We start from the raw sequence: 12,710 nt of genomic DNA, 5'->3' as shown, positions 1-12,710 counted from the left end.
GGAGTTATTGAATGACCATTCAACTTTAGGCATGGCAATTGCTCTGTCATTACAAAGCCCGTCTCCCACGCGAGAACGATGGCAATAACAAGAGCCTCCGCCTGAGGCCATCACCCGCTTTGTGTGAGGAGATACCGCGATGACGACGTTCAACTCCGGGGCCCAACCCCAGAACCGTGCGCCTCAATCCATCGGCTTTCTGCTGCTGGACAATTTCACGCTTATTTCTCTGGCCTCCGCAGTAGAACCCCTGCGTATGGCCAACCAATTGTCCGGCCGCGAGCTGTATCGCTGGACCACACTCACCGTGGACGGCGGTCAGGTCTGGGCCAGTGACGGTCTGCAGATCACACCCGACTGCTCCATGCACAAAGCGCCCGCCCTGGACACTATCATTGTCTGCGGCGGTATTGGCATTCAGCGCACGGTTACCCGTGAACACGTTTCGTGGTTGCAAAGTCAGGCGCGTCAGTCCCGCCGTCTGGGTGCGGTCTGCACCGGCAGCTGGGCCCTGGCGTGCGCCGGCCTGCTGGATGGTTTCGATTGCAGCGTGCACTGGGAATGTCTGGCCTCAATGCAGGAAGCTTTCCCGCGTGTGGCCATGAGTACGCGTCTGTTCACCCTCGACCGTAACCGTTTCACCAGTTCTGGCGGCACCGCGCCGCTGGACATGATGCTGCACCTGATCAGCCGCGATCACGGTCGTGAACTGTCGGCCGCGATCTCGGAAATGTTCGTCTACGAGCGCATCCGCAACGAGCAGGATCACCAGCGTGTGCCGCTCAAGCACATGCTCGGCACCAACCAGCCGAAGTTGCAGGAAATCGTCGCGCTGATGGAGGCCAACCTGGAAGAGCCGATCGACCTCGACGAGCTGGCGGTGTATGTCGCTGTTTCGCGTCGTCAGCTGGAGCGGCTGTTCCAGAAATACCTGCACTGCTCACCGTCGCGTTACTACCTGAAACTGCGCTTGATCCGTGCTCGGCAACTGCTCAAGCAAACGCCGATGTCGATCATCGAAGTGGCGTCGGTGTGTGGCTTCGTTTCCACACCACACTTCTCCAAGTGCTACCGCGAATACTTCGGCATTCCACCGCGTGACGAGCGCGTAGGTTCCAACACCACGCAACAAGTGGCGATGATGCCGCTGCCACAAGCGTTGGTGCTGTCGCCGTTGTCCGGGCCGTTGTCGGCGCTGAGTCAGGCGCGCAACGAGTCGACGTTCGCCAGCGTAAGGCTCTAAACCGGGTTGGCTTCATCGCGAGCAAGCTCGCTCCCACATTGACCGAGTTCTCTCAGGGGAATGCGGTCAACTGTGGGAGCGAGCTTGCTCGCGATTGGATCTATCAGGCGCTACGACTTTGCTGATACTGCGCCAATGCCGGCAGCAATTGCTTATCAATGGCCTGGCGCACAGCCGGCAGGATGGTCGCGCTACTGGTGTACATCTGCTTGACCATGGTCCGCAGCGTCATCGCCCGTTCATCGTTCAAACCTCGCACTGCACACTCACAAGCCTGCTCGGCTGTTGAGCCATTCGGTACTTGAAAACCCAATGACTTTAGCTGGCCCAACAGGTCTTCCTGGTCTATCAAATCGGCGTGCATCATGACGCAATCCTTCTTCAGGGAACGGTGTCGTGGCTCGATTCTCGTAGGGGTCGTGGGCGTCGGCAAGGACGATTTGTCGCAATGGCCGCAATACCTATGAACAGGTCGTTTTCGGCTAACTAGCTGCGGGTGGGAGTGGGCACACTGGCGTCAGCTGGCTTCACGAAGGTTTGGTCACCCTCGCGCAACGGCTCCTCAACAGTACCCACCTCTGCCCCGATCCTGTCACGGCTTGATCGGGGCTTTTTTTGGCTGGGGTTTAACGCTGCAGGACGAGGATGCGCGACAGCAATTCATCACGGTCGACATAGCAACCCTGGAAATGCCGGACGCCGGTGGCGGGGTCGAAGGCGTTGCGGGCGTGGAGGGTGCGGCGGTTGTCGAAACACCACATTTCACCGGGGTTGAGCCGCGTCATCACCCGGAATCGAGTTTCGCGGGTCATCGCAATAAAGCGTCGATAAGCGCGGTATAGCTTGGGGATGTCCTCGATCGATGCATCAAACGGCCCACGCAGAAAGTTCGCCATGCGGATCTCCGATACCTGCCCCAACGCATCCAGGGCGATGATCGGCGCCAGGCAGCGGTAGTCGCTATGACGGTCCTTGTTGCGAAACTCCACGGGGATTTCACACAGGGCTTTGAACGACTCGGAATCCTCTTCGCGCAACGCTTGGGCAATGGCAAAACCGTCGACGAAAATACTCTCGCCACCGTCCGCGTCATTGACCAGGCAAAGCAGAAACTGCAGTCCCGGTTGCAACTCCCGGGTCGGCAAATCGCTATGCAGCGGCAGGTTGAAAGCGGTGTAGGCATTGCTGTCGGCATCGGCCTTGGATTGCACGTTGAACAGCACGCCAAAATTGCTCTCGCGGATGAAGGAAATCCGCTGGGCGATCAGCTTCAACGAGCCTGGCTCGGTGGGCACGCCGCGGACCTGAGTCAGGCCGATATCGCGCACAGCCAGCAGCCATTGCAGCAAGACATCGTTGTCGTTCATCAACGCCTGGTATTCGAACACCGGCAGCTTCAGGTTGCTGTTCCAGAGCTGGCTTTTGGGCTTGGCACCCCGGCGTTCGGCGCGGGACTCATCATCGTAGGCGTGGGCTCGTAACCAGCCAGGATCGTAGCGGCTGAGATGGCCGTCCTGCCAATCGACACGCAGGCAGCCTTCGGCATCAATGCTGGCGTGCGAGGGCTTCAGGGTTTCGGCGACGTCGACGATTTCCAGCACTTGCTCGCGGGTCACGGTGTAGACGCACAGCGGGCACGGACAGTTGTCCCGCAACCACTGATGATGAAACGGGCTGACACGGTCATCGGCCCACTTCACTTGAACTCGGTCCGCCAGGGTTTGTACGGCGGTCAATGCGCTGATCAACGGGTAGGTACGGAAGTCGGCAAAAGCTGCGGCGGTGTTCATGGCGATCTCCTTGTCATTTTTTCGGCGGTAACGCGATCACTCGGCCGATGTAGGCGGGGGCGGGCAGGGCGGCTTGCTCGGCGACGATGGCTTGCAGCTTGCTCAGGGTTTCTTCGCTGAAGGGTGCGGATCGCGGGCCGTCGAGGTCGACGTGCAGCAGCATTTGCTCGTTGCCCGCCAGCGCCTTGTCGTCGCCCACCAGATGCAGGCTGTGATAGAGGTGCAGGCGTTTGCTGTCGTGGCCGATGATTTGGGTGTGCACTTCGACGTCGGCGTCGAGCTTCACTTCGAGCAGGTAATTGAGGTGCAGTTCGAGGGTGAACAGCGAGTTACCGCTGACTTCGCGGTTGTTGCTGTCCATTCCCAGGCGATCCATCAGCGCGTCGGTGGCGTAGCTGAAAATCAGCAGGTAGAAGGCGTCGCGCAGGTGGCCGTTGTAGTCGACCCAGTCGGGGATGATTTTGGTTTGATAGGTGGTGAGGGTGGGCATGTCGTCGCATCCGAAAATGGTTGAAATCTGTAGGAGCGAGGCTTGCCCGCGAAGAGGCCGGTACATCCGACGGGTCTCTACGGCAGGACTACCTATATCGCGGGCAAGTCGGATCGCCGCACCGCTCGCTCCTACAGGGGTTAGCGGCGTTTAGTCGGCAAACGCCATCCCATGCTTTTCCTTGGTAGTCTTCACCGCCTCCAGCACCGCCAGCAAGCAATCATCACGATAGCGCTCCAGCGCCGAAATGCTGTGCGTGCCCAACTGATCACGGGTGCCGTCCACCACATCATCGATCAACTTGTCGGTCAATTCCGGCGCCGGCAGATACGTCCACGGCAACTGCAACGCTGGCCCGAATTGCGCCATGAAGTGCCGCATTCCCGCATCGCCACCCGCCAGGGTGTACGTCAAAAACGTGCCCATGAACGACCAGCGCAGGCCCGCACCAAAACGAATGGCATCGTCGATCTCACCGGTGGTCGCCACACCGTCGTTAACCAGGTGCAGCGCCTCACGCCAGAGCGCTTCGAGCAAGCGGTCGGCGATAAAACCAGGTACTTCCTTGCGCACATGCAGCGGACGCATGCCCAGGGATTCATACACTTTCATTGCCGCTTGAACGGCTTCGGGCGCGGTGTTTTTGCCACCCACCACTTCCACCAGCGGCAGCAGATAAACCGGGTTGAACGGGTGGCCGACAACGCAGCGTTCCGGATGCGTCGAACTCTCGTAGAACTCGCTCGGTAACAGGCCGGAAGTACTGGAGCCAATCAGTGCATTCGGCTTGGCCGCCGCGCTGATTTTGCTGTGCAGTTCCAGTTTCAGATCCAGGCGTTCCGGAGCGCTTTCCTGAATGAAATCCGCGTCGCCAACACACTCTTCAATGGTGGCGACAAAGCGCAGCCGGTCCTGCGATGCGCCCGGCGCCAGGCCTTGTTTCTCCAGCGCTCCCCAGGCATTGGCGACGCGTTTGCGCAGGGCTGCTTCGGCACCGGGTGCCGGGTCCCAGGCCACCACGTCGAGGCCGTGGGCGAGGGCGCGGGACACCCAGCCGCTGCCGATGACACCGCTGCCCAGGGCGGCGAAGGTTTTGATTTCGGTGATAAAAGTCATGGCAATTCCTGAAGTTGAAAAGGTCAATTAACCGCGCTTGGTCAGGCCCATTTTTGCCCGACCTTCAGCCGGCGTCAGAACGCGGGCGCCGAGGCGGCTGAGGATCTCCGAGGCGCGTTCGACCAGTTGGCCGTTGGTCGCCAGTACGCCCTTGTCCAACCAGATGTTGTCTTCCAGACCGACCCGCACATTGCCGCCGAGCAGCACGGCTTGTGCCGCCATAGGCATTTGCATGCGACCGATGCCGAAGCCGGCCCAGACCGCATTGGCAGGCAGGTTGTCGACCATGGCTTTCATGGTGGTGGTGTCGGCCGGCGCGCCCCACGGGATGCCCAGGCACAGTTGGAACAGCGGGTCGTCGAGCAACCCTTCCTTGATCATCTGCTTGGCGAACCACAGGTGACCGGTGTCGAAAATTTCCAGCTCGGCCTTCACGCCCAGCTCTTGAATGCGTTTGGCGCCAGCGCGTAGCTGGGCCGGGGTGGACACGTAAATGGTGTCGCCGTCGCCGAAGTTCAGGGTGCCGCAATCGAGGGTGCAGATTTCCGGCAGCAGTTCTTCAACGTGGGCCAGACGGGTCAGCGGGCCGACCAGGTCGGTGTTCGGGCCGAACTCCATCGGGTTCTCGCCCGCGCCGATTTCCAGGTCGCCGCCCATGCCGGCGGTGAGGTTGACGATGATGTCGACGTCGGCTTCGCGGATGCGCTCCATCACTTCGCGGTACAGCGCCACGTCACGGCTGAATTTGCCGGTTTCGGGGTTGCGCACGTGGCAGTGGACCACGGTGGCGCCAGCCTTGGCGGCTTCCACGGCGGCCGTGGCGATTTGTTTCGGGGTGACCGGCACGTGTGGGCTTCTGGCGGTCGTGTCGCCAGCACCGGTGAGTGCGCAGGTGATGATGACGTCGTGGTTCATGAGGCGGGTTCCTTGCAGGCGTGATGATTCCGATCACAGCCCGGTCGGGCTGCGAGTCGGTGGTTCAATCGGGATTATTTGGTCGTCAGTTGAAGGTTTTCAGCCGCCGGTTTGCCATCGAAGGTGGTCACGCCTTCGAGCCAGCGTTGCTTGTCTTGCGGGTGATCTTTCAGCCATTGCTTGGCCGATTCGAAAGCGTCTTTGTGATCCAGCAGCGGCTGCATCATCCGGCTCTCGTCTTCAGCGGTGTACGTCAGGTTGCTCAGCAAACGACCGATGTTCGGGCATTGTTCGGCGTATTTCGGTGCGGTGACGGTCCAGACCGTGGCCATGCCTTCGTTCGGCCCCAGGGCGTCTTCGCTACCGGTGAGGTAAGTCATCTTCACGATGACGTTCATCGGGTGCGGCGCCCAGCCGAAGAACACCACGGCCTCTTTGCGCCGCACGGCGCGATCCACCGCCGCGAGCATGCCGGCCTCGCTGGACTCGACCAACTGGAACTTGCCGAGGCCGAACTGGTTCTTGGCGATCATTGCCTTGATCTGGGTGTTGGCGCCTGAACCTGGCTCGATGCCGTAAATCTTGCCGCCCAATTCCTTTTCAAACTTGGCGATGTCGGCGAAGGTTTTCAGACCCTTGTCGGCGAGATACGTCGGTACGGCGAGGGTGGCGCGGGCGTCTTTAAGGCTCGGTGTTTCAAGCACTTTGACCTGCTTTCCATCGACGAACGGGGTAATGGTCTGGGTCATCAGCGGGTTCCAGTAGCCCAGGAACAGATCCAGGCGCTGGTCGCGGATCCCGGCGAAGATGATTTGCTGGGAAGCGCTGGTTTGTTTGGTGTTGTAGCCGAGGCCGTCGAGCAGGACCTGGGTCATGGCGCTGGTGGCGATCACATCGGTCCAGTTCACGACGCCCATGCGCACGTTCTGGCATGAAGCAGGTTCGGCCGCCATGACGCTGGCGCTCAAGAAAGCGGTACCGCTGAGTGCAAGAACACAGCTGCTGATCAGTCGTTTCATGTCGGGTTCCTCGGCAGGTCGTTATTGTGGGTCCGGGCGTCTTCGTGCGCCGGTGATGCCAAGTTACGCAGCTTAAGCCCCGTCAAAGCGCACTACGGCGACCAGCTCTTGCACTGCAGCGACCTGTCCTCTTGAATGCCATCGACAACTGGCGTATCAACGTCCACACGCTACCCGTCAACCGAGTGCGCTCCATGTCCCAGGATTTCTACTTTTTGTTGATGCCGGGTTTTTCGGCCATCGGTTTCATCTCGGCGATCGAGCCGCTGCGGGTCGCCAATCGCTTTCGCGGCGAGCTGTACCGCTGGCATGTGCTGAGCGCTGACGGCGGGGCGGTGCTGGCCAGCAATGGCATGTCGGTCAACGCCGATGCGGCGCTGGAACCGTTGAAGAAAGGCGCGACCCTTTTGGTGGTCGCCGGTTTCGAACCCCTCAAGTTCGCCACTCCGGCGCTGGAGCATTGGCTGCGCCGACTCGACAACGAAGGCGTGACCCTCGGCGCCATCGACACCGGCAGCTTCGTCCTCGCCGAAGCCGGCTTGCTCGATGGCCATCGCCTGACCCTGCACTGGGAAGCCATCGACGCCTTCAAGGAATCTTATCCACAGCTCAGCGTTACTCAGGAGCTGTTCGAGATCGACCGCCGGCGCATTACCTCCGCCGGCGGCACCGCGTCCATCGACCTGATGCTCGACCTCATCAGCCAGGCCCACGGCCCGGAACTGGCGATCCAGGTCAGCGAACAATTCGTACTCGGCCGCATCCGCCCCCGCAAAGACCACCAGCGAATGGAAGTCGCCAGCCGCTACGGCATCAGCAACAAGAAACTGGTGCAAGTGATCGGGGAGATGGAACAACACAGCGAACCGCCGCTGAGCACATTGACGTTAGCCGAATCGATCAAGGTAACGCGGCGGCAGCTCGAACGCCTGTTTCGCCTGCACCTGAACGACACACCGAGCAATTTCTACCTGCGCTTACGGCTGGAGAAGGCCCGACAGCTGTTGCGGCAGACGGACATGAGCGTGCTGGAGGTGAGTATTGCCTGCGGGTTTGAATCACCGTCGTATTTCACCCGTAGTTATCGGGCGCGTTTTGCGCGCTGCCCGCGGGAAGATCGCCGCACCGCCCAAGCATGAACGAGTTATTTTTTCATCAACGCCGAGCACGCTGCTTTGTAAGCCTCATGCTGATACTTGTTCAGCGTGCCCGGCAGTTCAAAGTCGAACTTCTTGTTCTGCGCGTTGATGGTCTGCGGCGACAGTAGCGTCACCTCGCAATTTTCCAGCAACTGGAAAACACCCTCGATCTTGAACGTGGTCGGCCCACCGGCGAACTCACCTTTCTTGCTGCGCTTCTTGATCGCGATCCGGTCGATGGAGTTCTCGCGCACAAACGACGCCACCTGAGCGGCAAAGACTTTGACGTTCGACGCTTCGTCGTCATCGTCGAGGGCGATTTTCTTGGTGGCTAGAGCGACGTGGCTCAGCGCCTGACCGTCGAGGGAGGCCACGGCAATGATTGCTTCGCTGCCTTTGATTTCAATGCCGCAGATTTTCATTTGAGTTCCTTTCCCGGATGGTGGCGTGCAGCTTACAGCTCAAGTTGATCGGCGTTGATGCCAAAAGCCGCGGCAATTTTTTCACGGGTCGCCTTGCGTGGCTTGGAGACCGTCTCCTGTTGGGCGAAGGCCGGTTGAGAGATGCCCATGCGTTTGGCAACTTCATCCTGGGTAAGGTTCAGGTGTTCGCGCCAGGCCCGAATAGGTGTCGCGCCATCAACGAGAAGGCTGACTACTTCGTGTGGGATCAAATGATTTCTCCAAGCTTATGTTTTTTACTCCTGCCCAATCGACTCCAAAAACTCCGACCGCTCATCACTCATTCGCGCCACGCAATCATTCTGCGCAATGGTGAACGCCTTACTGCCGGCCGTCGTCGGAAACGCGTCAACCGCGCAATCCGCATCCCGAGTCTTCAACCACTGCTGCTGAGCGGCCTTGAGCTTGGCGGTGATGTCGGTCAGTTGCGCCGGGTTCTTGCCGTAGGCCGTTTGCATGCGTTCGGTCAGGCTTTGAAAGTTGTCTTTGAGCAGGTCTTCGGCGGTGGTTCGGCTGTAGACCGAGCATTCCAGGGTCTGGACTTCGTTTTCGACGGCATCGCAGGGGTTGTCGTCGGACTCTTCAGCCGCGTGTACGCCGGTCACTATCAGTGCTAACGCCAGGAAGATCGATTTCATTGCGTCGCCGCCCCTTATCAGTGAAGCATCCAGTAATGCCGCGAATTCTGGCCCATGCGAAGGCCCTTGAACAGGTGGCTCATGACGCTCGACCATGACCCTTTGTCGCAGATTGACGCTTTCGGCAAACCCCCTGTCGTTTTTGCACCCGGCTACCCCGTCCCTCAGGCATATGCTGGCCCCAAAGCGCCGGCACACGATTCGGCGCACGAATCGCTAATAGGGGACAGCCTGATGAGCCCAGCCGAATTGCACGCCGACAGCATCGTTATCGACGGGCTGATTATTGCCAAGTGGAACCGTGAGCTGTTCGAAGACATGCGCAAGGGCGGTCTGACCGCGGCCAACTGCACCGTGTCGGTGTGGGAGGGTTTCCAGGCCACCGTCAACAATATCGCCGCCAGCCAGAAGCTGATCCGCGAAAACAGCGACCTGGTGATTCCAGTGCGCACCACCGCCGATATTCGCAAGGCCAAGGAGCAGGGCAAAACCGGGATCCTGTTCGGCTTCCAGAATGCTCACGCCTTCGAAGACCAGATCGGCTACGTCGAGGTGTTCAAGCAGCTCGGCGTCGGTATCGTGCAGATGTGCTACAACACCCAAAACCTGGTCGGTACCGGCTGCTACGAGCGCGATGGCGGCCTGTCGGGTTTCGGTCGTGAAATCGTCGCAGAGATGAACCGCGTCGGCGTCATGTGCGACCTGTCCCACGTGGGTTCGAAAACCTCCGAAGAAGTCATCCTTGAGTCCAAGAAACCGGTCTGCTACTCCCACTGCCTGCCGTCGGGTCTGAAAATTCACCCGCGCAACAAATCCGATGAAGAACTGAAGTTCATCGCCGATCACGGCGGTTTCGTCGGTGTGACCATGTTCGCGCCGTTCCTGGCCAAGGGCATCGATTCGACCATCGACGATTACGCCGAAGCCATCGAATACACCATGAACATCGTCGGCGAAGACGCCATCGGCATCGGCACGGACTTCACCCAGGGCCATGGCCAGGACTTCTTCGAATACCTGACCCATGACAAGGGCTACGCCCGCCGTCTGACCAGTTTCGGCAAGGTCATCAACCCGCTGGGCATCCGCACCGTCGGCGAGTTCCCGAACCTGACCGAAACCCTGCTCAAGCGCGGCCATTCCGAGCGCGTGGTCCGCAAGATCATGGGCGAGAACTGGGTCAACGTCTTGAAGGACGTCTGGGGCGAGTAAGCCACTGCATCTGAAGAATCCTTTCCCCCGGCCGTCCGCGCCGGGGGCAACACCCAAAATTTTCTGGAGTTAAGTTTCCATGGCCAAGATCGCCCCGCAATTGCCAATTGAAGTCGACAGCGAAACCGGTATCTGGACCTCCGACGCCCTGCCGATGCTGTACGTACCGCGTCACTTCTTCGTCAACAACCACATGGGCATCGAGGAAGTGCTGGGCGCCGACGCCTACGCCGAAATCCTCTACAAGGCCGGCTACAAATCCGCCTGGCACTGGTGTGAAAAAGAAGCTGAATGCCACGGCCTGGAAGGCGTTGCGGTGTTCGAGCACTACATGAAGCGCCTGTCGCAGCGTGGCTGGGGTCTGTTCAAGATCCAGGACATCGACCTCGACAAAGGCACTGCCAGCGTCAAGCTCGAACACTCGGCGTTTGTCTACGTGTACGGCAAGGTCGGGCGCAAGGTCGACTACATGTTCACCGGTTGGTTTGCCGGTGCCATGGACCAGATTCTGCAAGCCCGCGGCAGCAACATTCGCACGGTTGCCGAACAAGTCTACGGTGGCTCCGAAGAAGGCCACGACGACGGTTTGTTCACCGTCAAGCCGTTGTAAGTCGAGGACCCCGCCATGGCTTTCGAAGCAATGTTCCAGCCGATCCAGATCGGCAAACTGACCATCCGTAACCGCGTGCTCAGCACCGCGCACGCCGAGGTCTATGCCACCGACGGCGGCATGACCACCGACCGGTACGTCAAGTATTACGAAGAGAAAGCCAAGGGCGGGATCGGCCTGGCGATCTGCGGGGGTTCCTCCAGCGTGGCCATCGACAGCCCGCAAGGCTGGTGGAAGTCGGTCAACCTGGCTGACGACCGGATCATTCCGCACTTCCAGAACCTCGCCGATGCCATGCACAAGCATGGCGCCAAGATCATGATCCAGATTACCCACATGGGCCGTCGTTCCCGTTGGGACGGCGAGCATTGGCCAACCCTGCTGTCGCCGTCGGGCATCCGTGAGCCGGTGCACCGTGCGACCTGCAAAACCATCGAGCCGGAAGAAATCTGGCGGGTAATCGGCAACTACGCCACCGCGGCTGGCCGCGCCAAGGCCGGTGGCCTGGACGGCGTCGAATTGTCCGCCGTGCACCAACACATGATCGACCAGTTCTGGAGTCCGCGGGTCAACAAACGCACCGACGAGTGGGGCGGCAGCTTCGAGAACCGCATGCGTTTCGGCCTGGAAGTGATCAAGGCTGTGCGGGCTGAAGTCGGCCCGGATTTCTGTGTCGGCATCCGTCTGTGCGGTGACGAATTCCACCCGGACGGCTTGTCCCACGAGGACATGAAGCAGATCGCCAAGTACTACGATGACACCGGCATGATCGACTTCATCGGCGTGGTGGGTTCGGGTTGCGACACCCATAACACCCTGGCCAACGTTATCCCGAACATGAGTTATCCACCGGAGCCGTTCCTGCACCTGGCTGCCGGTATCAAAGAAGTGGTCAAGGCCCCTGTTTTGCACGCGCAGAACATCAAGGACCCGAACCAGGCGACCCGTATTCTGGAAGGCGGCTACGTGGACATGGTCGGCATGACCCGCGCCCACATCGCCGACCCGCACCTGATCGCCAAGATCAAAATGGGTCAGGTCGACCAGATCAGACAATGCGTCGGCGCCAACTACTGCATCGACCGTCAGTACCAGGGCCTGGACGTCCTGTGCATCCAGAACGCCGCGACCTCCCGTGAATACATGGGGGTGCCGCACATCATCGAGAAGTCGACCGGTGTGAAGCGCAAGGTTGTGGTGGTCGGTGCCGGTCCTGCCGGGATGGAAGCCGCTCGCGTGTCGGCCGAACGCGGCCACGACGTGACCCTGTTCGAGAAAAAAGAATTCATCGGCGGGCAGATCACCACTGCCTCGAAAGCGCCACAGCGTGACCAGATTGCCGGCATCACTCGCTGGTTCCAGCTTGAGCTGGCCCGTTTGAAAGTCGACCTGCGCCTGGGCGTGGCGGCCGATGCAGCAACTATTCTGGACTTGCGTCCGGACGTGGTGGTGCTCGCCGTCGGCGGTCATCCATTCCTGGAGCAGAACGAACATTGGGGCGCGGCTGAAGGCCTGGTGGTCAGTAGCTGGGACATCCTCGATGGCAAGGTTGCACCGGGCAAAAATGTGCTGGTCTACGACACCATTTGCGAATTCACCGGGATGTCGACCGCCGACTTCCTCGCTGACAAGGGCAGCCAGGTCGAGATCGTCACCGACGACATCAAACCGGGCGTGGCGATTGGCGGCACATCGTTCCCGACGTACTACCGCAGCATGTACCCGAAAGAAGTGATCATGACCGGGGACATGATGCTGGAGAAGGTCTACCGCGAAGGCGACAAGCTGGTGGCGGTGCTGGAGAACGAATACACCGGCGCCAAAGAGGAGCGGGTGGTGGACCAGGTCGTCGTCGAAAACGGCGTGCGCCCGGACGAAGAAATCTACTACGCCCTGAAGGAAGGCTCGCGCAACAAAGGCCAGATGGACATCGAAGCCCTGTTCGCGATCAAGCCGCAACCTTCGCTGAGCCAGGCGGGTGACGGTTACTTGCTGTTCCGCATCGGCGACTGCGTGGCGCAGCGCAACACCCACGCGGCGATCTACGACGCGCTGCGGTTGTGCAAGGATTTCTAAG

At 60.1% G+C, this 12,710-nt stretch carries 13 protein-coding genes and 1 pseudogene; 5 read left to right on the top strand and 9 right to left on the bottom strand.

What is annotated here, in order from left to right:
* The first annotated feature begins 139 nt into the window (after positions 1 to 139).
* The gene (gbdR, locus tag ACYZTU_RS26925; RefSeq protein ID WP_201198415.1) at positions 140 to 1,243 is read left to right on the top strand and encodes a choline metabolism transcriptional regulator GbdR; all 1,104 of its coding nucleotides are present in this window, start codon (positions 140 to 142) and stop codon (positions 1,241 to 1,243) included.
* A 103-nt stretch (positions 1,244 to 1,346) separates the two neighbouring features.
* Here gbdR and ACYZTU_RS26920 read toward each other — a convergent pair whose 3' ends face one another.
* The 6 genes from ACYZTU_RS26920 to choX form a co-directional block, all read right to left on the bottom strand.
* Positions 1,347 to 1,610, bottom strand: a complete 264-nt coding sequence (locus ACYZTU_RS26920; protein WP_095052586.1) for a hypothetical protein — start codon at positions 1,608 to 1,610, stop codon at positions 1,347 to 1,349.
* 259 nt (positions 1,611 to 1,869) lie between these two features.
* A complete protein-coding gene (locus tag ACYZTU_RS26915; RefSeq protein ID WP_461966804.1) occupies positions 1,870 to 3,033 on the bottom strand; it encodes a gamma-butyrobetaine dioxygenase in 1,164 nt (387 codons plus the stop codon).
* A gap of 13 nt (positions 3,034 to 3,046) precedes the next feature.
* Positions 3,047 to 3,523, bottom strand: a complete 477-nt coding sequence (locus ACYZTU_RS26910; protein ID WP_461966802.1) for a thioesterase family protein — start codon at positions 3,521 to 3,523, stop codon at positions 3,047 to 3,049.
* 150 nt (positions 3,524 to 3,673) lie between these two features.
* Positions 3,674 to 4,639: an L-carnitine dehydrogenase gene (locus tag ACYZTU_RS26905; protein ID WP_461966801.1), complete on the bottom strand. Its 966-nt coding sequence runs from the start codon at positions 4,637 to 4,639 to the stop codon at positions 3,674 to 3,676.
* A gap of 27 nt (positions 4,640 to 4,666) precedes the next feature.
* On the bottom strand, positions 4,667 to 5,554 hold the full coding sequence (locus ACYZTU_RS26900; RefSeq protein WP_461966800.1) for a beta-keto acid cleavage family enzyme: 888 nt from the start codon (positions 5,552 to 5,554) through the stop codon (positions 4,667 to 4,669).
* Positions 5,555 to 5,628: 74 nt separating this feature from the next.
* Positions 5,629 to 6,573 carry a choline ABC transporter substrate-binding protein gene (choX, locus tag ACYZTU_RS26895; protein ID WP_461966799.1) on the bottom strand — a complete coding sequence of 315 codons (945 nt, stop codon included), beginning with the start codon at positions 6,571 to 6,573 and terminating at the stop codon, positions 5,629 to 5,631.
* A gap of 194 nt (positions 6,574 to 6,767) precedes the next feature.
* On the opposite strand from choX, the gene ACYZTU_RS26890 reads away from it, so the two are divergent.
* Positions 6,768 to 7,712 carry a GlxA family transcriptional regulator gene (locus ACYZTU_RS26890; protein WP_461971173.1) on the top strand — a complete coding sequence of 315 codons (945 nt, stop codon included), beginning with the start codon at positions 6,768 to 6,770 and terminating at the stop codon, positions 7,710 to 7,712.
* Positions 7,713 to 7,717: 5 nt separating this feature from the next.
* Here ACYZTU_RS26890 and ACYZTU_RS26885 read toward each other — a convergent pair whose 3' ends face one another.
* The 3 genes and pseudogenes from ACYZTU_RS26885 to ACYZTU_RS26875 form a co-directional block, all read right to left on the bottom strand.
* Positions 7,718 to 8,134: a DUF3010 family protein gene (locus tag ACYZTU_RS26885; RefSeq protein WP_461966797.1), complete on the bottom strand. Its 417-nt coding sequence runs from the start codon at positions 8,132 to 8,134 to the stop codon at positions 7,718 to 7,720.
* Positions 8,135 to 8,166: 32 nt separating this feature from the next.
* A pseudogene (locus ACYZTU_RS26880) lies at positions 8,167 to 8,385 on the bottom strand (helix-turn-helix domain-containing protein); the annotation flags it as partial.
* Positions 8,386 to 8,409: 24 nt separating this feature from the next.
* Entirely contained in the window at positions 8,410 to 8,811 is a 402-nt protein-coding gene (locus ACYZTU_RS26875) for a lysozyme inhibitor LprI family protein (RefSeq protein ID WP_461966795.1), read from the bottom strand.
* A 234-nt stretch (positions 8,812 to 9,045) separates the two neighbouring features.
* Between ACYZTU_RS26875 and ACYZTU_RS26870 the strand changes: the two genes are divergently transcribed.
* The 3 genes from ACYZTU_RS26870 to dgcA all read left to right on the top strand — a co-directional run bounded on the left by ACYZTU_RS26870 (position 9,046) and on the right by dgcA (position 12,709).
* Positions 9,046 to 10,023 (top strand): dipeptidase, encoded by a 978-nt coding sequence (locus ACYZTU_RS26870; RefSeq protein ID WP_461966794.1) that lies wholly within the window; start codon positions 9,046 to 9,048, stop codon positions 10,021 to 10,023.
* A 79-nt stretch (positions 10,024 to 10,102) separates the two neighbouring features.
* A complete protein-coding gene (locus tag ACYZTU_RS26865; RefSeq protein ID WP_461966792.1) occupies positions 10,103 to 10,633 on the top strand; it encodes a DUF5943 domain-containing protein in 531 nt (176 codons plus the stop codon).
* Positions 10,634 to 10,648: 15 nt separating this feature from the next.
* Positions 10,649 to 12,709: a dimethylglycine demethylation protein DgcA gene (gene dgcA, locus ACYZTU_RS26860; RefSeq protein ID WP_461966791.1), complete on the top strand. Its 2,061-nt coding sequence runs from the start codon at positions 10,649 to 10,651 to the stop codon at positions 12,707 to 12,709.
* The last annotated feature ends 1 nt before the right edge of the window (position 12,710 follow it).

The sequence above is a fragment of the Pseudomonas sp. HLT2-19-2 genome (assembly GCF_054898005.1).
This window is presented reverse-complemented; position numbering and strand designations above follow the sequence as displayed.